We start from the raw sequence: 24,390 nt of genomic DNA on the forward strand, positions 1-24,390 counted from the left end.
ATTTGAAACGGTCGGGGCCCATAGGCCCCAACCTGACAAGGACAGAATGAAACTGCCTGCATCTAGGGGAGATGTTTAGTCCCAGCTGGCCACGAGATCTTCGTAGCGCACGGTCATGCCCTGTGGCTTCTCATTGTCCAACTTCGGCTTGGCACCGCCATTGGCCATCCACCATTCAGCATCACGCTCTTCGTTCAAGCGTGGGCCACAGCCACCATATACGCCAGCCGCTTCGTCAGCTGCCTGCATACGGGCCATTGTGATGTCCATTTCTTGAGCCAGACGATCCATCGCCTCTTGCGGGGTGAAGGCACCTGAGTTCACGTCACCAATTTGCTGCCACCAGATTTGGGCCAGCTTTGGATAGTCGGGAACGTTCACGCCAGTTGGTGTCCATTTGTTGCGCTCAGGTGAGCGGTAAAATTCAACCAAACCACCCAGCTTTTCTGAACGCTCAGAGAAGCTCTCATGATTTACTGAGCTGTCACGAATGAAGGTCAGACCAACATGTGATTTTTTTACATCAACGGTTTTAGACACAACGAACTGTGCATAGAGCCATGCTGCTTTTGCACGTTCCATTGGTGTTGATTTCAAGATGGTCCATGAACCCACGTCCTGGTAGCCAACTTTTTGGCCGGTTTCCCAATAAGGGCCGTGTGGGCTTGGAGCCATGCGCCACAATGGCGTGCCATTTTCATCAACGGTCAAATTGCCTTCTGAACGCGGCTTCACCATGTCGGCTGTAAATGCGGTGTACCAGAAGATCTGCTGGGCCACATTGCCGATGCTCAATGCTGGCAATGATTGGTAGAAGTCAAATGAGGCCGCAGCTGGGGGCGCGTAGTTGCGCAACCATTCGTCCCATTTGCGGATCGCATAAACCGCTGCAGGACCGTTTGTCGCCCCGCCACGGGTCACTGATGCGCCCACAGGGTTACAAGTGTCGGCTTCCATGCGGATGCCCCACTCATCAATCGGCACACCATTTGGCAAGCCGGGTGAGCCAGCGCCCGCCATGGAAAGCCACGCATCGGTCATGCGCCAACCAAGGTCAGGTGCGCGTTTGCCATAGTCCATGTGGCCGTAGATGGTGGTGCCATCAATATCGACAACATATTTGGTGAAAAACTCAGCAATGTCTTCATAGGCTGACCAGTTCACGGGTACGCCCAGTTCATAGCCGTAGCGCTCTTTAAAGGCCGAACGATATTCTTCATTGTCGAACCAGTCTTTGCGGAACCAATAAAGGTTGGCAAATTGCTGGTCAGGCAATTGATAAAGATCGCCATCAGGCCCCGTGGTGAACTGGGTGCCCATAAAGTCATCCAGATCCAATGTCGGGTTGGTGACATCTGCCCCCTCGCCTGACATGAATTTAGATAGGTTTACCGCTAATTGCATCCGCGAGTGGGTGCCGATCAAATCTGAATCGTTGACATAGGCATCATAAAGGTTGCGGTTGGTTTGCATTTGGGTTTGCACCGCCTGCACCACTTCGCCTTCACCCAAAATCTGGTGATTGACCTTAATGCCTGTAATTTCGAAAAAGGCCTTCGCCAACACTTCACTCTCATAAGAGTGTGTTGGAATGCCTTCTGACAAAACGTTGATTTCCATGCCTGAGTAAGGCTGTGCAGCATCGATGAACCACTGCATCTCTTGCATCTGTTCGTCTTTGCTCAAAGTTGAAGGCTGAAACTCAGCCTCAATCCATTTTTTGGCCTCATCCGCGCCCGCATAGGCTGAATGCGCCCCGGCCATAACGGCGATCACCGCTACAGCACCAAGAAGTTGCTTCTTCATAGGTTCCTCCCAAAAGTCCTGACCGGATATCCCAGCCACAATTCATATTCGAATGAACTATTAAATTTGTCAAACTATTTTTTTAGTAGTTAAATAAATCCCGCAATTCCGGGCTTTATGGCGGAATTTGGCAATATTTTTAAAGACCAATATATTCGTTTAGGCAATTTACATGTTCGTTCGAACATACTATTGTTTGAACGAAAGTTGGAGATTAAACCCATGCAACAGCCCGAGCGGGTTGAAAGAATATTGGACATGTTGAACCGCGAGGGTCAGGTTGATGTGATCAATCTGGCGCAGCTTTTTGATGTGACCGAGCAAACTGTGCGCCGCGATTTGGCAACTTTGTGTCAGCGCGGGTTGGCCACGCGCATGCATGGCGGCGCGCGTCGATTGGCGTCCACAGCATCACTCAGCTATGAAGCCCGGCGCATGAACAATATCACGGCCAAAAGCCAGATCGGGCGCAAGGCGGCTGAGCTTATTCCCAACAATTGTTCGGTGATCCTCAATATCGGCACCACCACCGAGCAGGTGGCCAGCGCCCTCACCAAGCATGAAGGCTTGCGGGTGATCACCAACAATATCAACATTATCGGGCTTATGCAGTCAGCGCCCCTCGCCAGCCTTGTGCAGGTGGGCGGCACCGTGCGCCAAAGTGATGGGGCCGTTGTGGGTGAAGATGCGGTTGAATTTATCTCCGGCTATCGGCCCGACTATGCGGTGATCGGGGCCTCCTCTATTGATGATGACGGCACAATCCTCGATTTTGACGCCCGCGAAGTGGCCGTGGCGCGCGCCATTTTAAAAAATGCCCGCACGCGCATTTTGGTGGTCGATCAATCCAAGTTTGAAATTAACGCGCCGGTGCGCATCGCTGACATTGGCGAATTAGACTTTATCGTCATGGACGGCGCGCCTTCTGACGCTTTTGCCCGCGCAGCCGAAGCGGCGGGCACCCAGATAATTATTGCAGGACAAAATTTATGAGCAACACAGATCCCAATCAGCCCTATGACATGTTTATTGTGGGCGGCGGCATTAATGGCTGCGGCATCGCCCGTGACGCGGCGGGGCGCGGCTTGTCTGTGGCGCTGGCGGAAAAGGATGATTTGGCCCAAGCCACCTCCTCCGCCTCCACCAAACTATTTCATGGCGGTCTGCGCTATCTTGAATATTTTGAGTTCCGTCTGGTGCGTGAAGCGCTGATCGAGCGGGAAAACCTATTGGTGGCCATGCCGCACATTTCGTGGCCCATGCGGTTTGTGTTGCCCTATCATCCAGACATGCGGTTTGAAAGTGAGACGCCAACGTCCAAATTGCTCTCCACGGTGATGCCTTGGATGAAGGGACAGCGCCCCGGTTGGCTGCTTCGGCTCGGGCTGTTCATGTATGATCATTTAGGTGGCCGCAAGATTTTGCCGGGCACCAAAACCCTCGATTTGCGCGAGGCTAAGGAGGGTAAGCCACTCAAGGATAAGTTTGAGACGGCTTATGAATATTCCGATTGCTGGGTGGAAGATTCACGTCTGGTGGTGCTGAACGCGCGTGACGCGGCGGCGCGGGGCGCCAAGATAATGACCCGCTCCAAAGTGGTCAGCGCCACTTCGGCCAACGGCATATGGACAGTGACCACAAAAGATCAAAATAGTGGTGAAACGCAGGAGTTTCAGGCCAAAATGCTGATCAATGCAGGCGGCCCGTGGGTGGAAAATATCATCCATGATGTGGCTGATATGCGCACAAAAGAAGGCATTCGGCTGGTGCGCGGCAGCCATATTGTCACGAAAAAACTGTTCGATCACGACAAGGCCTATTTCTTCCAAGGCGAGGATGGACGCATTATTTTCGCCATTCCTTATGAGGAAGATTACACCTTGATCGGCACCACCGATGCGGACCATGAGGATATTTCTCAGCCGCCGGAATGTACCCCGGAAGAACAGAAATATTTGTGCGACTTCGCGTCAAATTATTTCAAAACACCTGTTAGCGAACAGGATATTCTTTGGACATATTCTGGCGTGCGCCCGCTTTATGATGACAATGCCAGCTCCAGCACTGCGGCCACCCGCGAATATGTGCTCAAACTCAATGAAAGTGCCGATGCCCCGGCGCTGAATATTTTCGGCGGCAAGATCACAACTTATCGCCGCTTGGCGGAATCCGCGATTGCCAAATGCGCGCACTTTTTTCCCCATATTCAGGGCGAGTGGACCGCGCGCGTGCCCCTGCCCGGTGGTGACTTCCCGCACGATGGCCGCGACACGCTGATCGAAAAGCTAAAGGCGAACAGCACCTTTTTGGATGAAAAAACTGCGCGGCGGCTGATCAAAGCCTATGGCACTGATGCCCTGACCATTTTTTCCGGCATTGAAAGTGAAAATCAGGCGGGTGAACATTTTGGTCATGGCATTTACGCATGCGAGCTGGATTGGGTGGTCGATAAGGAATGGGTGCAAACGGCTGAAGATTATTTATGGCGCCGCACCAAAATGGGCCTGCGCACCAGTGCCGCAGAAGCGGACAAGATTGCCCGCTATATCGCCCAACGTTAAGTCTTGGCGTGACCCCCAGAACCTGCGGGTCGCGCCGTCTATTTTTAGTCCAGCTTGCGGTAGCGCAGAATATTGCCGCTGGGCAAATACATCAATTCGAGCTGACGCTGATCGACATAGGATAGCTGGTAGCAATAGCTCTCACCGGATTCCTCCTCACGCACATAAAGATAGGGGCCCTCGCCTTCAAAGCGGTCGCACCTGTCAGACATCCACAAATAATCCACGCCGCTAAAGCTGCCTTCATAGGTGTTTTCGCGTTCGGCCCCTAAAACGGTGAATTGCGAATTGGGGTCATCTTCCGAATACCACTGCCCCTGCAATTTATTCAGCAGCGCATCATATTCGGTCCAAGGGCGCACGGTGACATCGCGCAGCACCATGTCGGCGGTGCGGTCATAGATAGCCTCAAGGTCCCCATCGATGAACAGGGGGGTGCCCGGATCAAGTGCTTCCATCACCGTGAACGCAAGTTGAGGGGTGCGGCCATCGTCAAAAACAAAAAAGTTTGTGCCGCCCGCATGGAAATTGCACTGACGTTCACCATCATTGCTGCATCCCTGCAAGATCACATTGTCAGAATAGGGATCGCCATAGGTGCCGGGTGCGGAGCTCGACGACGAAGTGGGCTTCGCCCTCGCATCTTTTTCACTGTCGCGATTGTCGTTCAATGTCAGTGTGAAGTGCGTTGCCGTCTCGCCCGTATCGAGCTTGCGAAAGCCTGTGGCTTCATACCCCCGTGCCGCGCAGTTTTCGTCGCCATCAATCGAAAAAGCGTCGTTGGTGGTGCAAAACGTAAAGTCGCCACTGGCGAACGGGGTGCCCGAAGCCATGGCGTGATAATAATAATATCTGCTTTTCAGGTCGCCACTAACGGTGGTTTTGCACTCCCCTGCGGCTATGTTCCACCATCCTTGAGAAACCCATTCATCTTCACTGGCATAACCGATGGCCAGGCTGAGGCTTAGTGCGGTGTTGTTGCAAATCTCAAGTGCCGCCAAGGCTGGGGTTGAAAAAAGCGCCAACGCGCCGGCCAACAGTAAGTGTTTCATTTATATGCCCTCTCCCATTTTGGCTTCCTGTGTAGCGTTGACTTTTCCCAAAGTCGACAAAGAGTTGCGTATTGCACTTTTCGCGCGATCAGGCCGGGCATAAAAAAGCCGACACGGGCGCTTTCCGTGTCGGCCAATAATGTCGCGTCACCGGCGAACCGTTTAGTGCACCAGCATGATCGCTGTTTTGCAGGCGCGGATCATCTCCATGGTGGTCGAGCCGATAAATAGGGACCGCAGGCGCGAGTGGCTAAAGGCGCCCATCACCAGCAATTGATAATCCTGCGAATTGGCGAGCTCCGCCAATTTCTTGTCGACATCTCCGCTCAGCACTTGTTGGTCGGTTTCAAGCCCGGCATCGCTGAGCTTTTTCGCGGCCGCATCGAGTGCTGTTTGCACCTTGTCTGAAGGTTTGCCCACATAGGCGAGCGTAACCGACAGGCCCTTATAAAGCGGCGAAGTGGCCACTTGATCAACCGCCTTCAAGGAAGAGGCACCGCCATCAAATGCCACCAGCACTTTTTCCACCGGGGTAAAAGCACGATTGGCGACCAAAACGGGCTTATGGCTGGCGCGGATCACCCGTTCCAGATTTGACCCCAAATGACCTGAGGCCATTTTTGCGGCTTCGCCACGTTTGCCCACTACAATGATGTCGCCGGTTTCTTCCTTGGCGGCAATAGTTTCCACTAGGTCGCCCTGGCGCAAACGGGTTTGCACTTCAATGTCGCCATCACCTTGGATGATCGACTTCGCATCCTCAAGAATGGCCCGACCATGCTCCTGCGCCAGTTTGGAGCGCTCCATATCCAGGGCGCTGAGCTTGTCGAGCAATTGGGTGCGGGCACCCAAAACAATGGCGCCACTCAAATCATCAGAGGCAGACGCTGAGCGCCGCCCCATAATGTGATAGACCTTCACCTTCGAGTCGGTGCGTTGGGCCATCCAGGCGGCGTAATGACACACGCTTTCAGAATAAGCAGATCCATCAACCAAGGCTAAAATGGTTTGGCTTTGCATCGTTACGCTCCTTTAATGGCCCATCAATTCGTCAAGGGCACCGGGTTTGTCGTGAATGGCGAGTTGGTCGACAATGGTTTCAGAGGCTTTGTTCAGCCCCACAATGTCAACTTCGGCCCCGTCACGACGGAATTTAAGCACCGCCATATCCAACGCCGCCACCGACGAAATATCCCAAATATGGGCGCGGCTGACATCGATGGTAACTTTTTCAGGCGCTTCTTTAAAGTCAAACGACTTCATAAAATCCTCGCTCGAGGCAAAGAACAATTGGCCTTCAACAAAGTATGTCCGATGGCTACCTTCTTCATTGATTTCAGTGCGCACACGGAACAATTGCGCGATCTTCCACGCAAAGAAAATGCCCGAGAGCAACACGCCCACCATCACGCCAATGGCGAGGTTATGGGTGTAGATCACGAAGAACACAGTGGCCAACATCACGATGGATGATGATTTGGGATGCTCTTTCAAATTCTTGATCGATGACCAGGAGAATGTGCCGATCGACACCATGATCATGATCGCCACAAGTGCCGCCATGGGAATGATCGAAACGATATCGTCAAGGATCACCACCATCACCAGCAAAACTGAACCCGCAATAAAAGCGGAAAGTCGGCCACGGCCGCCAGATTTCACATTGATGATGGATTGGCCAATCATGGCACAACCGGCCATGCCGCCGATAAAACCGGTGGCGGTGTTGGCGATGCCCTGGCCGATACATTCCTGATTGCGGTCAGAATTGGTGTCGGTCAAATCGTCAACGATCTGCTGTGTCATCAAACTCTCGAGCAGCCCCACAACGGCAACAGCCAAGGAATAAGGGAAGATGATCTGCAAGGTTTCAAAATTCAACGGAATGTCTGGGATCAAAAACACAGGCAGCGTATCGGGCAACGCGCCCATATCGCCAACGGTGCGCACATCCAAGCCCAAGGCAACCGCCAAAACGGTCAGCACAATAATGGTGACCAACGGCGACGGCACCGCTTTAGTGATGCGGGGGAACAAATAGATAATCGCCAAGCCCAACGCCACCAAAAGATAGGTGAGCGGCGGCACCTTGCTGGGATCCAGCTCAGGCAATTGCGCCATAAAGATCAAAATGGCGAGGGCGTTCACAAACCCGGTCATCACCGACTTTGACACAAAGCGCATCACATAGCCCAGCTTGAGAAAGCCTGCTCCGATTTGCAGCAAACCGGCCAACACGGTGGCCGCAAGCAAATATTGCAGCCCATGTTCTTTCACCAAGGTCACCATCAACACGGCAGTGGCGGCAGTGGCCGCAGAAATCATGCCCGGGCGACCGCCCACAAAGGCGATGATTACCGCGATGGAGAAACTGGCATAAAGCCCGACCTTCGGGTCCACCCCAGCAATAATAGAAAAGGCGATGGCTTCAGGAATGAGGGCAAGGGCGACCACAATACCTGACAACACATCGCCACGAATGTTACCGAACCATTGTTGGCGGTAATAAGAGAAATTCATCATAATGATTTATACCCATAAGCGCGTTTGGCTTATTTGTGTTTGGAGTTCATATTTATGATTGTCCAGCGGATCGGCGGCTGGAAGAGCCACCTTGGCATCTCACCAAGGTCCAAATGGTTAGAGGCGTTATATTGGTTTAGATCAAATCGTCAATCCATTCGCCATAATATCGGTCTTTGATTTCGATAATTTTACAGTTTGGGCTGCTTTGGGGGTACTGATGCTGCGGGTCTATTTGCGCTCATTGGCGTTGGGCTGGCGCTATTGCGGGGCGGGCAAAGCGCCTTCGAATAGATTGGTGACACTCTTAATTTCGCGCTGCATATGTTCCCGAAACAAGGTCACGCGTTTGGTGTTGCGCAAGTCTCGGTGGTAGAGCAGCCAAAGGCCAAGCTCATGCTGCTTCTCTGGCTTGTGAAACCTGACCAATTCCGGCTCACTGTCCCCCAAAAAACATGGCAAAAAGCCAACGCCCAACTCCGCCTTCAGCGCTGCCAGCGTAAGGGAGGTTTCATCAACGTAGAACTCGTGGTCGGCACTCGGCCATGCCTTTTTGGTCCAGTTTTTGTGGTAATCGCAGCAATCCACACCGATCCATTTTTCTGGCGCTTGCCCGGATTTAACAGCCTCACAATAGGCCCGCGCGCCATAGACGGCAGATGCCACCGTTGTCAGGCGCGTTCCGATCAGTGTTTCAACAGGGCTGTTGGTCTGACGTATGGCGATATCCGCTTCGCGCTCAGCAAGGCGCACAGAATTGTTGGTCACTTGAATATTCAGCTCAATCTTTGGATAGGCTGCGCTGAAACGCGCGAAAATTGGCATTAAGACGGTTGAGGCCATATTGGCTATGGCGGTCACACGAAGCTCCCCCGCAATGTCCTCGTCTTGCCCTCCAACGGCCCCCTCAAAAGACAAAATCTCTTTTTCAACTCGGAGTGCTGCGTGCCTTAACTCTTCACCAGCGTCGGTCAAAACATAGCCGGTCGATTTACGTTCAACCAAAGGTGCGGCAAGCGTTTTTTCTAACGTACGAATACGGCGCGACACGGTTGAGTGACGCACCCCCAGCCGTTTGGCCGCAGAGCTAAAGGACCCTTCACGAGCTACCGCTAGAAATATTCGCGCATCGTCCCATTGCATCCAATGTTCCCCGCTGTGTGCATTATTGCAAAGCCGGTGTCGATTTTTCCCGAATTCCCAAAATCATGATCGAGTGCAACCCTATTTGCAAGCGGAAACGGACCTGACAGGCACGCTGGCTCTAGGAGAGAGCCGTTCAAGCGACGCCGCGACCAAAACAAATAGGGAGAAGATCAAATGACCATGACCATCAAAAAACAGAGCCGCGCAGCGCTTTTAGGCGCGATCACATTGACACTGGCTTGGGGGCCCGCACTCAGCTTTGCGGAAAGCGTGGATGACAAAATTGCGCGCGCCATGTCGGCCGCCCCGTCGGACGTTTCTGCCGAGGCAACAATTATGGATGTGGATGGCACAATATTGCGCGAAGGCACGAACGGCTGGGTGTGTTTGCCCGGTGTTGGTTTGATCCCCGGCGACGAGCACCCCATGTGCAACGACGCCGTTTGGATGAAATGGATGGCGGCCGTTGGCGCAGGAACCGAGTTCTCTACGGACGTGGTCGGCGTGTCATACATGCTTCAAGGGGATGCAATGGTCAATAATGACAATCCGATGGCCACCGACCCCAATGATGGTGGTGTGTGGGTGCAGGATGGACCGCATATTATGATGCTGTTTCCAAACATGGATATGCTGGCTGACTTGCCCAGAGATCCATTTGCTGGCGGCCCTTATGTCATGTGGGGCGAGACACCGCTTGCACATGTCATGGTGCCTATTGAAGCGAAATAGAACCCAAATTCAATATTGTTGATGAAGAGGAATTTGCGATGTCTGTCGAGCACATTCAAAACTCGGTCAAGGACGTTATTTCTTACCTGTCTGAACACCCTGAAAACACCCAAAGCACCAGCACGCCCATCACTGCGGTGATGGAAGATGATCTGCGCTGTCGGGCGACGGGCGTAAATGGCGAAACCATCATCACCGACATGCCGAAAGCGGTTGGCGGGGGCGGTTCCGCCCCCTCCCCCGGTTGGTTGTCGCGCGCTGCATTGGCAACTTGCGATGCCACCAGAATCGCATTGCGCGCAGCCGAGCTCGGGATTGCCTTAGACACGCTCGAAGTGACCGCCGATAGCGTTGACGATGACCGGGGTTTGTTCGGCATGGATAAATCGGTTCCCGCAGGCTCTTTAAGCCTTAGAACCCGTGTTAAGATTGGTGCCGTGGGCGTAAAAGCAGATGTGCTGCGGGAGATTGTTGATTTTGCAGTGACACATTCCCCGGTCGCAGATGTTTGCCGCCGCGCAACACCTTCGACGTTGGAAGTTACGATCTGCTGATCGTATAATTGCTCTTGGAACAGTTCTGCCAGTGCAAAATCAATAATGGAGATCACGATGACTAACCATTCAATAGCAAGCGAAGGTGGCTGCATATGCGGCCATGTGCGATATCAGGTGTCGTCGGACCCCTTGATTGTGCATTGTTGCCATTGCCGCGGCTGTCAGAAAAATTCTGGAACCGCCTTTGCACTGAATGCTTTGTTCGAAGCGGATCGGGTGACGCTGCTTTCTGGCGAGGTTGAGGAAATAACCGTTCCAACACCCAGTGGCACAGGGCAGGACATCACCCGTTGCGCCAAATGCAAAATTGCTGTGTGGAGCAATTATAATATGGGCGGGCTGCGGGAAAATATCCGGTTTATCCGCGTGGGCACCCTTGATGACCCGGACCAAATGCCACCAGACGTGCACATTTATACCTGTTCCAAACAGCCGTGGGTTCGCCTGCCTGAAAATGATCGGCGCGCCGAAACATTTTATGAAATTAGCGAGACTTGGTCCCCCGAAGCGTTGGCGCGTCTGGCCATTATCGAGACGTCGGCAGGCATAAAGATCAGTTGAGGAATTTTTCGGGTGCCTCGAAAAGCAGCGCTTTGGGGTGCTTCTGGCAGCTTTCCAACAGCGGCGAATTTGCCGGGCGGAAACATGTTTGAATTATTTCGCTTGCTATTTGAGCGAATAAGGCGCATATAAGCCCCACGTTTAACGCCATCATTGGCGATCTGATCTGCCGGACTACCGGTTTGCTTGGCTTCTCTCTGATTTCTAAAACGTTGCAACCTTTGGGCATGTTGCCCATGGGAAATTCACTTGTGCGCCATTTGAGCGCCAAGCTATCTAAATAAGGTATATGCCATGACAACCGGCACAGTTAAATTCTTCAACACAACTAAAGGCTTCGGCTTTATTTCTCCAGAAGACGGCAGCAAGGACGCATTCGTTCATATTTCTGCAGTAGAGCGTGCAGGTCTTTCAGGCCTCGCTGAAGGTCAGAAAGTTTCTTATGAGCTAGAGAGCGGCCGTGATGGCAAGCAATCAGCTGCCAACCTTTCTTTGGTTGACTAAGACGATATTGGGTCGCATTCGTGCGGCCCTTTTGTCTTTGAAAGATCACCAAAATGACAGATGATGCGCGAGATCGCGCTGAAAAAAGATTTGCTGCCATTCAACGGGCACCAGATATCAAGCTAAGCGACAAAGAACAAAAAGCTAAGTCCATCAGCGATAACACAGCCCGCCTTAAAGCGCTGCGCCTCGCAAAAGATGCCGCTTCAAAAGCCTAATAAAACTGGCATTGTTCACACACTCACTTCCAAACATCGCTAAAACGTCACACTGAGTTCCGTTTGCGAGATCAGGGCCTGTAACAAGCCTTCTCGTGTGTGCTCATTATGGTCGAGCATGGCCTGTCGTGCCGTCTCGCCGTTTCGTGTGCGCAAAGCGGTGACGATTTGATTATGGTCGCTATGGGTTTCAAAATTCACATCACGGGCGCGGGTACCCATATATAAAAAGCGGGTTCCCTCCTCCAAATGACTCATGATCAGGCTGTGCAAACGGGGATTTTTTGAGCCGCGGGCAATCGCGGCGTGAAACATCTCATTGCTGGCGACAAATCCTTTGGTGCTTTGCCCCTCCCCCACCACATATTCGGCTTTAGCCAATTGTGCGAGTTGGTCCAATTCTTGATCCGTCAGGTTTTGCGCCGCCAACGCCGCCGCTGCGCCTTCTAAAATGCCGCGCACCGCGAACAGATCATTCATGTCTTTCACCGTCACCGGGCTGACCCGATAGCCACGCCGGGGAAAAGATTCCATCAGCCCCTCAAGACACAACCGCCCCATGGCCTCCCGCACGGGTGTTTTGCTCATCGCCAGCCGCTCGGCCAGCTCTTTTTCTGAAACATCGGTGCCCGGTGCCAACTCGCATGTGATCACCTGTTCACGCAGCGACAAATAGGCTTGCTCAGTCAAGGAAACAGATTTTTTCATTGTGTTGTCAGCACTCATTTTGGTTGTCCTCGCAGCGGGGCATGCCCTTCCTTTTCACCAATCACCATCTCAAAGTCAAAATAATATTCTTGTGATATATCAGCTAATATTTTAGCCTCTCCACTGAGGAGACCGCGAAATGCCGAAGATTTTGGTGATTAATCCCAATAGTTCAAAGTCAGTGACCCAATCCATGGCGCACTGTTTGGCAGAGATTGACGGGCGGACATCTCACGACATTATTTGCATCGAGCTGTCGAAATCGCCGCCGGGCATTGAAACCGATGAACATGTGGCAGAAGTGGTGCCGCACATTCTGGAGGCAGTCGCCGCGTCCGACGCGGATGCGTTCGTGATCGCCTGTTTTTCTGATCCGGGGATCGCAAAGGTGCGGGCGACGACCAACAAGCCAGTTTTTGGCATTGCTGAAAGTGCCTACCTCACCGCCCTTAGCTTGGGCAGCGCATTTGGCATCATCTCCATGGGCCCGTCATCCATTGGGCGGCATTTGCGCTATTTGCAGCACTTACAACTCGACAAACGCCTTGCAGGCGACAGGGCCATAAACATCACTGTGCCTGAGTTGATGACCAGCAATGTGATTGAAGGGTTGGGGGAAACCGGACGGGCATTGCGGGATCAAGACGGCGCCGACGTGCTGATCTTAGGATGTGCCGGGCTGGGCAACTATCGGCAAGATTTGCAGGCGCTGTTGCAGTTGCCAGTGGTCGACCCCGTGCAAGCGGGGGTGATGCACGCCATCAACGCACTTGATCTGAATTATGGGGGGAACGTTTGATGTTTGATTTGGTGTTGCAAGGGCCAGCCATGCTGTCGGATGGTCGTCATGATGCCTGTTGGATCGGGGTACGGGAAGGCAAGATCGCCGCGATCGGTCAAGGCGATGCGCCCGACGCGGCAGAAGTTCATATTGTCACGGACGGTCTTATTTTGCCCGGTGTCGTCGATGGCCAAACCCATGCGTGCTCATATGGCGGCTTGCCAGGCATTGAAAGCACAACCCGCTCGGCCGTGGCGGGCGGCGTGACCACTCTGGTTGATATGCCTTATGACAACCCTGATCCGCTCAACACCAAAGCGCGGCTGGACGAGAAAATTACCACCATCAACGCGGTCGCCTACGCCGATATGGCGCTCTATGCCACTGTCGCACCAGGGCAGGACAACAGCGAAATTGCCCCACTGATTGAGGGCGGTGTGGTGGCGTTTAAGATTTCTACTTTTGAAAGCAATCCCACGCGCTTCCCACGCATTCAAACGCCCCAAATCCTGAGTATTTTTGAAACATTGGCGCCGACCAACATTCCGCTGGGGGTGCATAATGAAGATCAGGAAATGGTCCATGCCTTTATGGCTGCGGCCAAAAAAGCGGGTCAAAATGGCCTTGTGGCCCATTCTGAAAGCCGCCCTGCATCTGCGGAAATGTCGGCCACCGCGCAGTTCCTAGAGCTTGGGGCTGCCGCCCATGCGCACGCACACATTGTGCACCTCACCACGGCGCGTGGCTTTCAACTCGTCGACAATTATGCCTTTGATGGTTATCGCGCCACCGGCGAATTATGCGTGCATTATTTGTGGTTTGATCCAGAAATTGATGGCGAAGAGCTTGGCGCAAAAATGAAGGTGAACCCGCCGATCCGGCCCGGCGAGATCGACGCCTTATGGGAAGAGATATTGGCGGGTCGCGTGGCGCTGATCAGTTCGGACCATTCCAGTTGGCCTATCGACAACAAGCTGACCCCGTCAATTTTTGATGCAGGCGCTGGCGTTCCGGGGATGGAAACGCTGTTGCCCTGTTTTTACACCGCCGCTGAACAGCGCGGGCTCGACGCGGCCGCCCTCACCGCCGAAATGCTGAGCGAACGCCCCGCCAGATTTTTTGGCCTTTTCCCGCAAAAAGGGGCCATTCGCATCGGCGCAGATGCCGACTTCGCCATTTTAAAGCATCAACCACAGATTTGGGATTCGGCCAACGCCCATGACGATCTCAATTGGAGCCCGTTTGATGGCCGCGTGTTCAGTGTCACGGTGGACCGCACTTATGTGCGCGGGCAATTGGCCTGGGATGGCGAAAACATTTGCAGCCAGCCGGGCAGCGGCACCTTTGTGCCGCGCGGCAATGGTCATTGGTTTGAGGATGAGGAGACCCGTCATGAGCATGATTAATGCGAACACCAAAGGCGTTTTTGTCATTGCCGCCACGCCGTTTACGCCAGACGGGCAGATTGATCACAACAGTCTTGATGGCATGGTCGACTTCTATTTCGACAAAGGCGCGGACGGGCTGACCATTCTGGGGATGATGGGGGAAGCACCCAAACTCACCCAGTCGGAATCTCTGGCCATCACCAAGCAGATCATCAAGCGCGCTGCGGGCAAACCCATTGTTGTGGGCGTGTCTGCGCCCGGTCTCGCCGCCATTGGCGAATTGACCAAAGCGGTGATGGATGAAGGTGCAGCAGGTGTGATGGTTGCCCCACCCGGTAATCTGAAAACCAATGAGCAAATCATCACCTATTATGCCAATTTGGTCAAAACCATAAGCGAGGATGTGCCGGTGGTGTTACAAGATTTTCCACTTGCAACCGGGGTTAGTATTTCATCGGCCACCATGGGGACGATCTTTGAAAATCATCCCTCCATCGTGATGCTGAAACATGAGGATTGGCCAGGGCTACAAAAGATTTCCGATTTGCGCGAGGCAGAAAAGAAAGGGCGCCGACGGGTGTCTATTCTTTGCGGCAATGCCGGGGTTTTCCTTCCAGAAGAAATGCGACGCGGTGCCGATGGGGCCATGACTGGCTTTGCCTACCCTGAGATGATGGTCGAGATCTGTCGCCTCTGCAATGTCGACCAATATGACAAAGCCCATGATCTATTCGACGCCTATTTGCCGCTGATGCGTTATGAGCAACAACCTGCCCTTGGGTTGGCTGTGCGCAAGTTTATTTTGGCCAGGCGTGGGGTAATTGCCCATGCTTCTCAACGACAGCCGGGAGCAGATTTGTCCCCAACCTCACAGCAGGAAGTAATTTTTTTGATGACCCGATTAGAAAAAAGAATGGCTGAAATCAGCTAGACATTTTGTCAGCATTTTTGCGGCCTGCAGAATGAGAAAAACGAGCGTGCTGAGGCGTCGAAATTTGTGCTCCATTTCGCGCGGCGCATACGATTTATGCCCAAGCCATTTATTATGATAATTAAATGCCAAGCACGTGAATTCGCTCAATTTTTTGTAACAATCACACTTCTGGACCGTTTGGCGTTGGACCAAAAATAGCTGGTCGAAATCTGACTTTTTTCGCCCCTCAAAAGGGTCCAGTTTTGTTAAATAACTTTGAGACTAATTTGAAAATTTGCGCCTAAGGATTCGAGGTCAAAAACCTTGAAACCTTATAAAAACAAGGGCGTACCGGAAATCCCCAGGGGTGGACAGCGTTGTTTTGCCGCGCAATAGTGGGCGCGCTCGGCACGTAAATTGCGACGTGCTGATGAGGAGTTGCATTTGTCCATCGTGGACAAATACCACAAATTATTGGGAGGTAATTGTGAACAATTTCACGAAACGCACGCTTGGCGCGCTGGCGGGTGTCAGCGTATTGGCAATGAGCTTTTCTGCTGCTCAGGCCGCAACGTGGCGCTATGCTTTTGAGGAAGCACTAACGGACGTTCAAGGCGTTTATGCGCAGAAATTTAAAGAAGAAGTTGAAGCAAATTCAGATCATGAAATTCAGCTTTTCCCGTTCGGCACATTGGGTGAATCTGCTGATATTATGGAGCAGGCACAAGCTGGTATTTTGCAGTTTGTGAACCAGTCCCCCGGTTTTACCGGCGCGCTGATCCCTGAAGCACAAGTCTTCTTCGTGCCTTATCTGCTGCCAACCGACCAAGCCCATTTGGCCCGCTTCTATAAAGAAAGTAAGGCCATCAATGAGGACTTTGAGGAGCTTTATGCTGAGCAGGGTCTTGAGTTGCTTTCCATGTATCCTGAAGGCGAAGTGGCCATGACCACGAAAGACCCCGTCAAAACTTGTGAAGATTTGAACGAGGTAAAATTCCGTGTGATGACCAACCCGCTTTTGGTTGAAAGCTACAAAGCGTTTGGCGCCACACCAACGCCTTTGCCTTGGGGCGAAGTGTATGGCGGTTTGCAGACCAACATCATTCAGGGCCAAGAAAACCCAACCTTCTTCCTCTATTCAACCAAGATCTATGAGGTGACCGACCACATTACTTATGCTGGCCACAACAACTTCACCACGGCCCTTATGGCCAACCAGGATTTCTATAATTCTTTGAGTGAAGAAGAGCAGCAAGTGATCGAAGATGCGGCTGATGCAGCTTATGATCATATTGTGGAGTTCCAAAAATCGCTGGCTGATGAAGAATTGGCCAAGATCAAGGAAGCCAAGCCTGAAATGACAGTGACCGTGCTCAGCGAAGAAGAGCGCGCGTGCTTTAAAGAGGCTGCGGCGGACGTTGAAGCCAAATTCATCGAAATGACTGGTGAAAGCGGCAAGGCGATCCTCGAACAGATGAAGGAAGACTTGGCAGCAACCGCTGAATAGTCAGACCTGAAAGCTTAACTTGCCCGGCCCTTGATTGGGCTGGGCAAGTGTTGATCTGTGTAGGGGAGGACACGATGAGCGACGAACAGGACTTAAAAGAACTCGAGTCAGCATTGCCGGGTTTTTTAGGGGTAATCGACACGGTGATTGGCCGCGTTGAATCCCTTTTTTTGGCGATTGGCGTATTGCTGATGGCCTTGAACACGGTTGCCAATGTGGTGGGCCGATATCTTCTTGGCAATTCGATCTTTTTTTCAGAAGAACTCAACCGGATATTGATTATCCTGATCACCTTTGCGGGCATCAGCTATGCCGCCCGCCATGGTCGGCACATTCGCATGTCGGCGATTTATGATGCACTGCCGCCAAAGCTGCGCAAGCTGCTGATGATCATCATATCGTTGGTCACCGCCGCTTTGATGTTTGCCCTTTGCTATTACGCGATCAATTATATTGGCACGCAGGCGTCTCGCGGCCGGGTTTTACCCTCATTGCAAATTCCAGTTTGGATCATTTTGGTCTGGGTACCTGTTGGGCTCTTCATGACGGGTGCTCAATATTTGCTGACGGCCATTAAGAACATCACATCAAAAGACATCTATCTCTCCACCGCGGTGCTTGAGGGATATGATGAAAGCGAAACGGAAGTCTGAGGGGGAGATCATGGCTACAATAGTTTTTTCTGCGATGGTTATCCTGCTGCTGCTTGGATTTCCAATGATGGTGCCGCTGCTCGTGGGCGCGGGCATCGGCTTTTTTATGATGTTCAATGGCTTCGGCCAGATGGAAACCATGGTACAGCAAATGATGGGCGGTATCCGACCGGCCTCACTGATTGCCGTGCCCATGTTTATCTTTGCGGCTGACATCATGACGCGGGGTCAATCGGCGGGCCGTTTGATCAATTTGGTGATGTCTTTTGTGGGGCACCTGAAAGGTGGGCTTGCCGTGTCCACTGCGGCGGCCTGCACGATGTTTGGCGCAGTCTCCGGCTCCACGCAAGCAACCGTGGTTGCCATTGGTTCGCCCATGCGGCCGCGCATGTTGAAGGCTGGCTATAAAGACAGCTTTGTGTTGGCGTTGATCGTCAACTCAAGCGACATTGCGTTTTTGATCCCCCCTTCAATCGGGATGATCATTTATGGCGTGGTGTCACAAACCTCAATCGCTGAGCTGTTCATCGCGGGCATCGGCCCTGGGCTTTTGATCTTGGTGTTGTTCTCGATCTACAGCTACATCTATGCGGTGCGCAACAATGTGCCGACGGAAGAAAAAGCCACATGGAGCGAGCGCCTCGTGAGTTTACGCGACGCCATTTGGCCCATGGGTTTCCCGGTCATTATTATTGGCGGTATCTATGGCGGCATTTTCAGCCCCACCGAAGCGGCGGCGGCCTGTGTGCTCTATGCCCTGTTCATTGAGGTTGTGGTGTTCCGCACCTTGTCACTGACCAATGTCTATGAAACGGCAAAATCCACAGGCTTGATCACCGCAGTTGTTTTCATTCTGGTGGCGGCCGGCGCGGCTTTTTCCTGGGTGATTTCTTTTGCGCAAGTGCCGCAGGAATTGCTGGGCGCCATCGGCATCACCGAAATGGGACGCATAGAGGTGTTGTTCGTCATCTCCATTGCTTTCTTCATCGGCTGCATGTTCGTTGACCCGATTGTGGTGATCTTGATCTTGGTTCCCGTATTTGCACCTGTGGTGAAATCCTTGGGTCTTGACCCCGTGCTCGTGGGCACAATCATCACGCTGCAAGTCGCCATTGGTTCAGCGACGCCACCGTTTGGCTGCGATATTTTTACGGCCATCGCGGTGTTTAAACGCCCCTATATGGATGTGGTGCGCGGCACGCCGCCGTTCATTTTCATATTGCTCGGTGTGGCTGTAGCCATGATCTTCTTCCCGCAAATTGCGCTGTTCCTGCGTGATCTGGCCTTTGCGAAATAAAGGAGGACATTATGTTTAAATCCATATTGGTCCCGTTTGATGGCTCTGCCGGTGCGGAAAAGGCATTAAAAATGGCCATTGATTTGGTCAAAACAGCCGGTGAAAATGCGAGGCTGAACATCCTGACCGTTTATCGGCACCATTCAATGCTTGAGGCGTCCTTGTCGATGGTGCGCCCCAACGAGCCGGGCAATCTTGATGACATCATGCGCGAGCATGCGACAGAGGTTGCCGACCGGGCCAAAAAGATGGCGCTTACGGCTGGATGTGAAGATGTTCATGCCTTTGTGTCACCCGGTGGCGTGGCACGCACCATTGTCAAATCTGCCGAAAAACACGAGACAGATCTGATCGTGATTGGCAGCCGTGGCATGGGGTCCGTTGAAGACTATTTGTTGGGCAGCGTGTCACATAAAGTGACCGGGCTGGCCAAGTGCCCCGTCTTGGTGGTGTAAATTGTAAAATGCGGCCCGTCGTAAACCAGCGGGCCGCATCAACAAAAATCGAAACATAGAGCAAACCCGGCCTAAGGCTGGGCTTTCTCTTTGGTGGGTAAAAAATCGATCTTTGTATAATGATCAATCAATATCTGGCAGGGCTGCGATTTCAGGCTGCCAAATCCTTGTGTATGAAACGCAAATTCCACCCCGGCCTTATCCGCGGCCTCTGCGTCCACATCACTGTCGCCCACAAACAAAGCCTGTGAGGGCGCACATTGAAATTGCTTGAGGCAATGCAAAATCGGATCGGGTGCGGGCTTAGGCTTTTCAGTGGTTTCAAAACCCGCAATTTCATCGAAATAGTCGGCGATGCCATAGCTGGCCAAGATTTTGTGTGCGCGGGCCACCGGACGGTTGGTGCAAAGGCCCACTTTGGCCCCATCAGCTTTAAAGAACTGGATTAAAGCCTCTACACCGTCGAACAACCGACTATACTGACCGTCTGCCTCATCATAGGCCTGCTCAAACACTTTGGTGGCATCAATCAATTGCTGTGCGGTGAGGTTGGCCCCCACATGCACCAGGCAGCGGGCAATAAACATTTCTTGCCCATTGCCAATAAATGTTTTGACCACTTCCGCTGGAATTGGCGCATGGCCGATGCTGTTGAGCATGACGCGGGCCGCGTGGTGGAAGTCACCAAGACTATCCACCAGCGTACCGTCGAGATCAAAAATGATGGCTTTATATTTATGCGGCATCTGTCACTTCTTTTTGAGGCAGGAATACACCGCTATTGCGATTTATGTCGAGGGCAACCTCAGCACCAATCTCCATCACCGGTTGGTCAATTGAGTGGCTTTGATCCACAACCATTTGTGTGTCCGCCACATCAATCAAATAGCGCACCTGCCCGCCCAAAAATTCGCGGTGGCTGATTTTGCCGCGCAGGGCCGTGTTTGCGTTTTCAGGACGCACCATGATGTTTTGGGGGCGCAACACCAGATTGCCTTGGCCTAAAATTGAGGAATCAATGGCAATCTGTTCGCCCGTTTTCAAGATGATGCTTGAGCCTTCTGGCCCCTTGACCATATTGCCTTCCAAAATGTTGGCGGTGCCCAAAAAGTTGGCCACGAACAGGTTTTCAGGGTGGTCATACAACATTTGTGGTGTGCCCACCTGTTGCACCACACCCTGGTCCAACACGGCCATTCGATCGGCTGTTGTGTTGGCTTCTTCTTGGTCGTGGGTCACAAAAATGGTGGTCAGCCCCAATTTGCGTTGCAACGCTAAAAGCTCGCGCCGCATTTGCACCCGAAGGCTTGCATCAAGGTTGGACAGGGGTTCATCCAAGAGCAAGACATCAGGTTCCACCACAATGGTGCGAGCGAGCGCAACGCGTTGTTGCTGACCACCTGAAAGTTGAGACGGCATGCGCTCGGCATAATCTAGCAAGCCGACGAGGGATAGGGCCGCCTCAACTTTTTCGTTTATTTCCTTTTGCGGTGCTTTCTTTTCCACCAGGCCAAAGGCCACATTTTTGCGCACAGTCATGTGCGGCCAAAGCGCATAGCTTTGAAACACCATGCCCACATTACGCTCCCAAGGCGGCAAGCCCGCCAGATCGCGATCACCCACAAGAATTTTGCCCCTTGGGCGCGGGCCAAAGCCTGCAATGGCGCGCAACAAAGTGGATTTGCCGGACCCAGATGGTCCCAAAAAGGCGAAGAACTCGCCCGCTTTGATTTCTAGGTTCACCCCGGTCAACACCTTGGTGCTGCCAAAGGAGAGGTGAACGTCCTGGATCGAAATCGCTGTGCTTTTTTGTGATAAAGTCATAATTTTCCTCCACAGGGGCGGCGCTTAGCGCTCGCCCGTCCGTTTTTTCCGGTCACGATCAATGATGTATTGTGCCAGCAGTGTCCCCGCGGCAACGATGATGACAGCGAAGATACCTAAGGCGGCACCTGCACCACGCCCTGATGGGCTTTGCATAAACAAGTAGATGCCATAAGCCAGCGGCGCATCTTGGTCGGTCGACACCAGCATGATGGTGGCAGAGAGTTCCACCGCTGCGGTGGCAAAGCTGGTGACAAAGCCAGCCAAAATACCACCGGACATCAAAGGCACAACAATGCGGCGAATGGTGCTGGAGCGTGTGGCCCCAAGGCTTTCAGCCGCTTCTTCCAAGGAGATGCTGACCTGTTGCAACGCGGCGGTACACGCCCGCAAAGCATAAGGCAAACGCCGGATGGTCAGCGCCACCATGATGATCACCCACCATGAAGCAAGGGGTTTACCCACCAACGGCACTTCCAGATCATTAAAGGTCCGCAAATAACCGATGCCGAGCACAACGCCAGGCACAGCCAGTGCTGCGGTGGCCATATAGTCGAGCCATTGGCGACCAATAATCTTGGTGCGCAACACGATATAGGCAATTGCGGTCGCAAGGATCACATCGATCAGCGCAGCAAGACCCGCATAGACCAGTGTGTTTTTGATATAGACACCTGATTGGCTAAACATGGTGCTGAAGTTTTCCAGCGTGTACCCATCAGGCAGTGGGCTATAGGACCAAATGGTACCGAAAGCGAGCAGCGCCAGCGCGATATGCGGCGAAAGCACCAACAGCAGGATCAATACAACAATTGAGTAGGCGGCAATGTTCTCTTTGGTTGAGAGCTTGCGACGGCTCAAACCGCCCCCACCCTTTTGTGTGGTGGCATAGTCTTTGCCGCGCATCAGCAAGAAGCTGGCCCAGAGGGAGAAGACTGAGAAGGCGACAAGAATAAAGGAAATCACGTAGCCCATCGGATCAGAAATACCGATCGAGGAGATGCGCAGATAAGCCTGCGGCGCCAACATATTATTGACGTTCAACAGCAAGGGCGTGCCCAAATCATCAAACACTTTGATGAACACCAGCGACGCGCCAGCCAAATAACCTGGTGCGGCCAAGGGGAACACCACGCGGCGGAACAGGCGCAAACCGTGCGCACCCAGATTTTGGGCGCTTTCTTCCATCGAGCGGTCAATGTTGCGCAAGCTGGCCGACAAATTGATCAGAATGAAGGGGAAATAGTGCACGCTTTGCACCAAGATCACCCCGTTCAGCCCCTCCATAAAGGGAATGTTGATCCCCATATTTGCCAGCAGCAGATTGAATGTACCATTGCGGCCAAACAGCAATTGCATGGCAATCGCGCCCACAAAAGGCGGCATGATCAGGGGGATAAAGCCAAGGCTTTGAATAAGCATCGAGCCGCTAAATTCAAATCGGGATGTGATATAGGCCAAAGGCAAAGCAAAGACACTGGCCAACACAACCGACATAGCGGACACGTAGAATGAGTTGAAAAAGCTTTCTCGGAACAGGGCGGAGCTAAAAAAGTCGCCAAAGTTCTGAAGCGTCAGGCCGCCTGTTTGCGGATCGACAAAGGCGACATAAATCACCTTGGCCACGGGCAAAATAAGAAAGCCGAACAAAAGCGTTGCGATAAAGATGGCTGCGAGCACCGTGCCCGAGAGTTTTGGAAACAGCACATCTGTCAAGCGGCGGCGTGCAGGTGCCGCGCCAGCGGATTGATGAGTCATGATGGAATACCTTTGTGCCAGAGCATGCGCTGGCCCGAATGGGGCCAACGCATCTTTGGGTCAGTTACAGCATTGAGGCTGCTTTATTGGCGAGTTCTTTCGCCTTGGCGTAGTTGGCAACGATTTGAGCATCCCAATCTTGCTCAACTTCGGCCTGACGTCCTTCAACAACGTCCTCAGCTTTTTTACGCTTCGTTTTGAAGATGGCGTTAAAGTCTGGGTCCATTGATGTGGCTTCATCGATTGGCATTTCCGCGATCAATGCGCGGGCTTCATCGATCAAAGCTTGTGCTTCGGCGTTGCTGCCGTCACCAAGTTTTTCCTCAGCCAATTGCACAGCACGCACGGCTTCACGCAGATCATCCATGCGGTACGTGATCATCACGTCAAACAAGGAATTGACCACATTGTAACGTGCGCCAGATTTCTCCACGTCAAAGTTCACAGATGCTTTGATTGTGCCGTTGAATGGGTTGGGGAAATTCTCTGGTGCATTTGCATAGGCATCAATGTTGACCGGCAAACGACGAATTTCAGGACGATACAACAATTCTTGGCCTTCAACAGACAGCAAGAAAGCGATGAAGTCTTTCGCTGTGTCGGGGTTAGGTGCATTTGCAATGACACCCACATTGGCCGGCACGATCGCTGTTGTTTCAGGGTAGACAAAGTCTACGGGGAAACCGGAAGCTTTTGAGGCAAGACCGAAGAAGTCGATCACAATGCCCAAACCGAACTGGCCGGAGTTAACACCATCTGGCACACCAAAGCTACGCTCTGTAACGGTGGCAAAGTTGCCCGCGATAAACTTCCATTTGGCCCAGCCGTCTTCCCAGCCATCGCCTTGCAACACGGCTTCAACCGTTAGGTGAGTTGTGCCTGAACGTGATGGCGCAGACATGCCCACATGGCCGTGATATTCAGGCGCAGCCAAATCAACCCACTGCATGGCAGGCTCAAGACCCTTAGCGTCCAAATAGCGCTCATTGTACATGATGCCGTAACCAGCGGCGGCAAAACCATTATAGAAGCCATCCGGATCGTTCATTGGATAGCCCGCAACATCCGGCGGAATATTTTCGTTTGAAACACCGCTTTGCTGCAGCAAATTATCTGATTTCAACACTTCAAACGCGTCTGGTGCCGAAGCCCAGAAAATGTCGCTTGTGTTGGATGATGCTGTTTCCTGAATGTATTTCACTGATGATGAAGTTGATTTGTTCACCACTTCAACGTCCACATCCGGATACATTTCTTCGAACTTTTGTTCAAAGGGTGTGGTCAGTGTTTTGGGGAATGAGGTGACAACAACGAGCTTTTCAGCTGCAATTGCTGATGTCGTACCTGCCGTCGCTGCAAAAGCAACACTGGCAAGCAATGCATTACGCAATAAATTCATACCGTTTTTCCTCCCGAATTTAGGTATGCGGAATCCTCCGCGCCTTC

Annotated in this window: 24 protein-coding genes and 1 other annotated feature; of the genes, 14 read left to right on the top strand and 10 right to left on the bottom strand. The window is 52.5% G+C overall.

Features of this window, described 5'->3' with window-relative positions; all coding sequences use genetic code 11:
• Nucleotides 1-75: 75 nt before the first annotated feature.
• Complete coding sequence (locus G549_RS0117815) at nucleotides 76-1,806, bottom strand: ABC transporter substrate-binding protein (RefSeq protein WP_027836147.1); 1,731 nt, start codon at nucleotides 1,804-1,806, stop codon at nucleotides 76-78.
• Between the two features lie 222 nt (nucleotides 1,807-2,028).
• Between G549_RS0117815 and G549_RS0117820 the strand changes: the two genes are divergently transcribed.
• Both G549_RS0117820 and glpD read left to right on the top strand, forming a co-directional pair.
• Entirely contained in the window at nucleotides 2,029-2,799 is a 771-nt protein-coding gene (locus G549_RS0117820) for a DeoR/GlpR family DNA-binding transcription regulator (protein WP_027836148.1), read from the top strand.
• Nucleotides 2,796-4,367 (top strand): glycerol-3-phosphate dehydrogenase, encoded by a 1,572-nt coding sequence (gene glpD / locus G549_RS0117825; RefSeq protein WP_027836149.1) that lies wholly within the window; start codon nucleotides 2,796-2,798, stop codon nucleotides 4,365-4,367. Before G549_RS0117820 ends, glpD begins: the two co-directional genes overlap by 4 nt.
• A 44-nt stretch (nucleotides 4,368-4,411) precedes the next feature.
• Here glpD and G549_RS21600 read toward each other — a convergent pair whose 3' ends face one another.
• The 4 genes from G549_RS21600 to G549_RS0117845 form a co-directional block, all read right to left on the bottom strand.
• A complete protein-coding gene (locus G549_RS21600; RefSeq protein WP_051214111.1) occupies nucleotides 4,412-5,419 on the bottom strand; it encodes a DUF1036 domain-containing protein in 1,008 nt (335 codons plus the stop codon).
• Nucleotides 5,420-5,581: 162 nt separating this feature from the next.
• On the bottom strand, nucleotides 5,582-6,439 hold the full coding sequence (locus G549_RS0117835) for a universal stress protein (RefSeq protein ID WP_027836150.1): 858 nt from the start codon (nucleotides 6,437-6,439) through the stop codon (nucleotides 5,582-5,584).
• A 12-nt stretch (nucleotides 6,440-6,451) separates the two neighbouring features.
• Nucleotides 6,452-7,942 (bottom strand): SulP family inorganic anion transporter, encoded by a 1,491-nt coding sequence (locus G549_RS0117840; RefSeq protein WP_027836151.1) that lies wholly within the window; start codon nucleotides 7,940-7,942, stop codon nucleotides 6,452-6,454.
• A gap of 56 nt (nucleotides 7,943-7,998) precedes the next feature.
• Nucleotides 7,999-8,056 (bottom strand) — a sequence feature (sul1 is cis-regulatory element that is thought to sense ions involved in sulfur or methionine metabolism; They are found in Alphaproteobacteria).
• Between the two features lie 147 nt (nucleotides 8,057-8,203).
• The gene (locus G549_RS0117845) at nucleotides 8,204-9,085 is read right to left on the bottom strand and encodes a LysR family transcriptional regulator (RefSeq protein WP_027836152.1); all 882 of its coding nucleotides are present in this window, start codon (nucleotides 9,083-9,085) and stop codon (nucleotides 8,204-8,206) included.
• Between the two features lie 177 nt (nucleotides 9,086-9,262).
• Here G549_RS0117845 and G549_RS0117850 point away from each other — a divergent pair, with 177 nt between their 5' ends.
• The 5 genes from G549_RS0117850 (at nucleotide 9,263) to G549_RS21875 (ending at nucleotide 11,660) form a co-directional block, all read left to right on the top strand.
• Entirely contained in the window at nucleotides 9,263-9,820 is a 558-nt protein-coding gene (locus tag G549_RS0117850) for a hypothetical protein (protein ID WP_027836153.1), read from the top strand.
• A gap of 38 nt (nucleotides 9,821-9,858) precedes the next feature.
• Nucleotides 9,859-10,374, top strand: coding sequence for an OsmC family protein (locus G549_RS21605; RefSeq protein WP_051214113.1), 516 nt, complete (start codon nucleotides 9,859-9,861; stop codon nucleotides 10,372-10,374).
• A gap of 57 nt (nucleotides 10,375-10,431) precedes the next feature.
• On the top strand, nucleotides 10,432-10,938 hold the full coding sequence (locus G549_RS0117860; protein ID WP_027836154.1) for a GFA family protein: 507 nt from the start codon (nucleotides 10,432-10,434) through the stop codon (nucleotides 10,936-10,938).
• Nucleotides 10,939-11,232: 294 nt separating this feature from the next.
• Complete coding sequence (locus tag G549_RS0117870) at nucleotides 11,233-11,442, top strand: cold-shock protein (protein WP_027836156.1); 210 nt, start codon at nucleotides 11,233-11,235, stop codon at nucleotides 11,440-11,442.
• 53 nt (nucleotides 11,443-11,495) lie between these two features.
• On the top strand, nucleotides 11,496-11,660 hold the full coding sequence (locus tag G549_RS21875; RefSeq protein WP_156905582.1) for a hypothetical protein: 165 nt from the start codon (nucleotides 11,496-11,498) through the stop codon (nucleotides 11,658-11,660).
• 39 nt (nucleotides 11,661-11,699) lie between these two features.
• Here the strand turns inward: G549_RS21875 and G549_RS0117880 are convergent, their stop codons facing one another.
• Nucleotides 11,700-12,386, bottom strand: a complete 687-nt coding sequence (locus G549_RS0117880) for a GntR family transcriptional regulator (RefSeq protein ID WP_027836157.1) — start codon at nucleotides 12,384-12,386, stop codon at nucleotides 11,700-11,702.
• Between the two features lie 121 nt (nucleotides 12,387-12,507).
• Between G549_RS0117880 and G549_RS0117885 the strand changes: the two genes are divergently transcribed.
• From G549_RS0117885 to G549_RS0117920, 7 genes are all read left to right on the top strand, one after another.
• Nucleotides 12,508-13,167 (top strand): aspartate/glutamate racemase family protein, encoded by a 660-nt coding sequence (locus G549_RS0117885; RefSeq protein WP_027836158.1) that lies wholly within the window; start codon nucleotides 12,508-12,510, stop codon nucleotides 13,165-13,167.
• A complete protein-coding gene (locus G549_RS0117890; RefSeq protein WP_036223591.1) occupies nucleotides 13,167-14,555 on the top strand; it encodes a dihydroorotase in 1,389 nt (462 codons plus the stop codon). The genes G549_RS0117885 and G549_RS0117890 overlap by 1 nt, the downstream gene beginning before the upstream one ends.
• A complete protein-coding gene (locus G549_RS0117895; RefSeq protein WP_027836160.1) occupies nucleotides 14,542-15,468 on the top strand; it encodes a dihydrodipicolinate synthase family protein in 927 nt (308 codons plus the stop codon). The genes G549_RS0117890 and G549_RS0117895 overlap by 14 nt, the downstream gene beginning before the upstream one ends.
• Before the next feature lie 469 nt (nucleotides 15,469-15,937).
• Nucleotides 15,938-16,957, top strand: coding sequence for a TRAP transporter substrate-binding protein (locus G549_RS0117905; protein ID WP_027836161.1), 1,020 nt, complete (start codon nucleotides 15,938-15,940; stop codon nucleotides 16,955-16,957).
• 74 nt (nucleotides 16,958-17,031) lie between these two features.
• Nucleotides 17,032-17,610 carry a TRAP transporter small permease gene (locus tag G549_RS0117910; protein ID WP_027836162.1) on the top strand — a complete coding sequence of 193 codons (579 nt, stop codon included), beginning with the start codon at nucleotides 17,032-17,034 and terminating at the stop codon, nucleotides 17,608-17,610.
• A 10-nt stretch (nucleotides 17,611-17,620) separates the two neighbouring features.
• Complete coding sequence (locus tag G549_RS0117915; RefSeq protein ID WP_027836163.1) at nucleotides 17,621-18,907, top strand: TRAP transporter large permease; 1,287 nt, start codon at nucleotides 17,621-17,623, stop codon at nucleotides 18,905-18,907.
• Between the two features lie 11 nt (nucleotides 18,908-18,918).
• Entirely contained in the window at nucleotides 18,919-19,362 is a 444-nt protein-coding gene (locus G549_RS0117920; protein WP_027836164.1) for a universal stress protein, read from the top strand.
• Nucleotides 19,363-19,433: 71 nt separating this feature from the next.
• Here G549_RS0117920 and G549_RS21005 read toward each other — a convergent pair whose 3' ends face one another.
• The 4 genes from G549_RS21005 to G549_RS0117940 all read right to left on the bottom strand — a co-directional run bounded on the left by G549_RS21005 (nucleotide 19,434) and on the right by G549_RS0117940 (nucleotide 24,343).
• A complete protein-coding gene (locus G549_RS21005) occupies nucleotides 19,434-20,108 on the bottom strand; it encodes an HAD family hydrolase (RefSeq protein WP_051214115.1) in 675 nt (224 codons plus the stop codon).
• Entirely contained in the window at nucleotides 20,098-21,186 is a 1,089-nt protein-coding gene (locus G549_RS0117930; RefSeq protein WP_027836165.1) for an ABC transporter ATP-binding protein, read from the bottom strand. Before G549_RS0117930 ends, G549_RS21005 begins: the two co-directional genes overlap by 11 nt.
• A 24-nt stretch (nucleotides 21,187-21,210) precedes the next feature.
• Complete coding sequence (locus G549_RS0117935) at nucleotides 21,211-22,944, bottom strand: ABC transporter permease (RefSeq protein ID WP_027836166.1); 1,734 nt, start codon at nucleotides 22,942-22,944, stop codon at nucleotides 21,211-21,213.
• A gap of 64 nt (nucleotides 22,945-23,008) precedes the next feature.
• Nucleotides 23,009-24,343 (bottom strand): extracellular solute-binding protein, encoded by a 1,335-nt coding sequence (locus G549_RS0117940; RefSeq protein ID WP_036223595.1) that lies wholly within the window; start codon nucleotides 24,341-24,343, stop codon nucleotides 23,009-23,011.
• Nucleotides 24,344-24,390: the final 47 nt, after the last annotated feature.

This window comes from Maritalea myrionectae DSM 19524 (genome assembly GCF_000423365.1).
GTDB lineage: Bacteria > Pseudomonadota > Alphaproteobacteria > Rhizobiales > Devosiaceae > Maritalea > Maritalea myrionectae.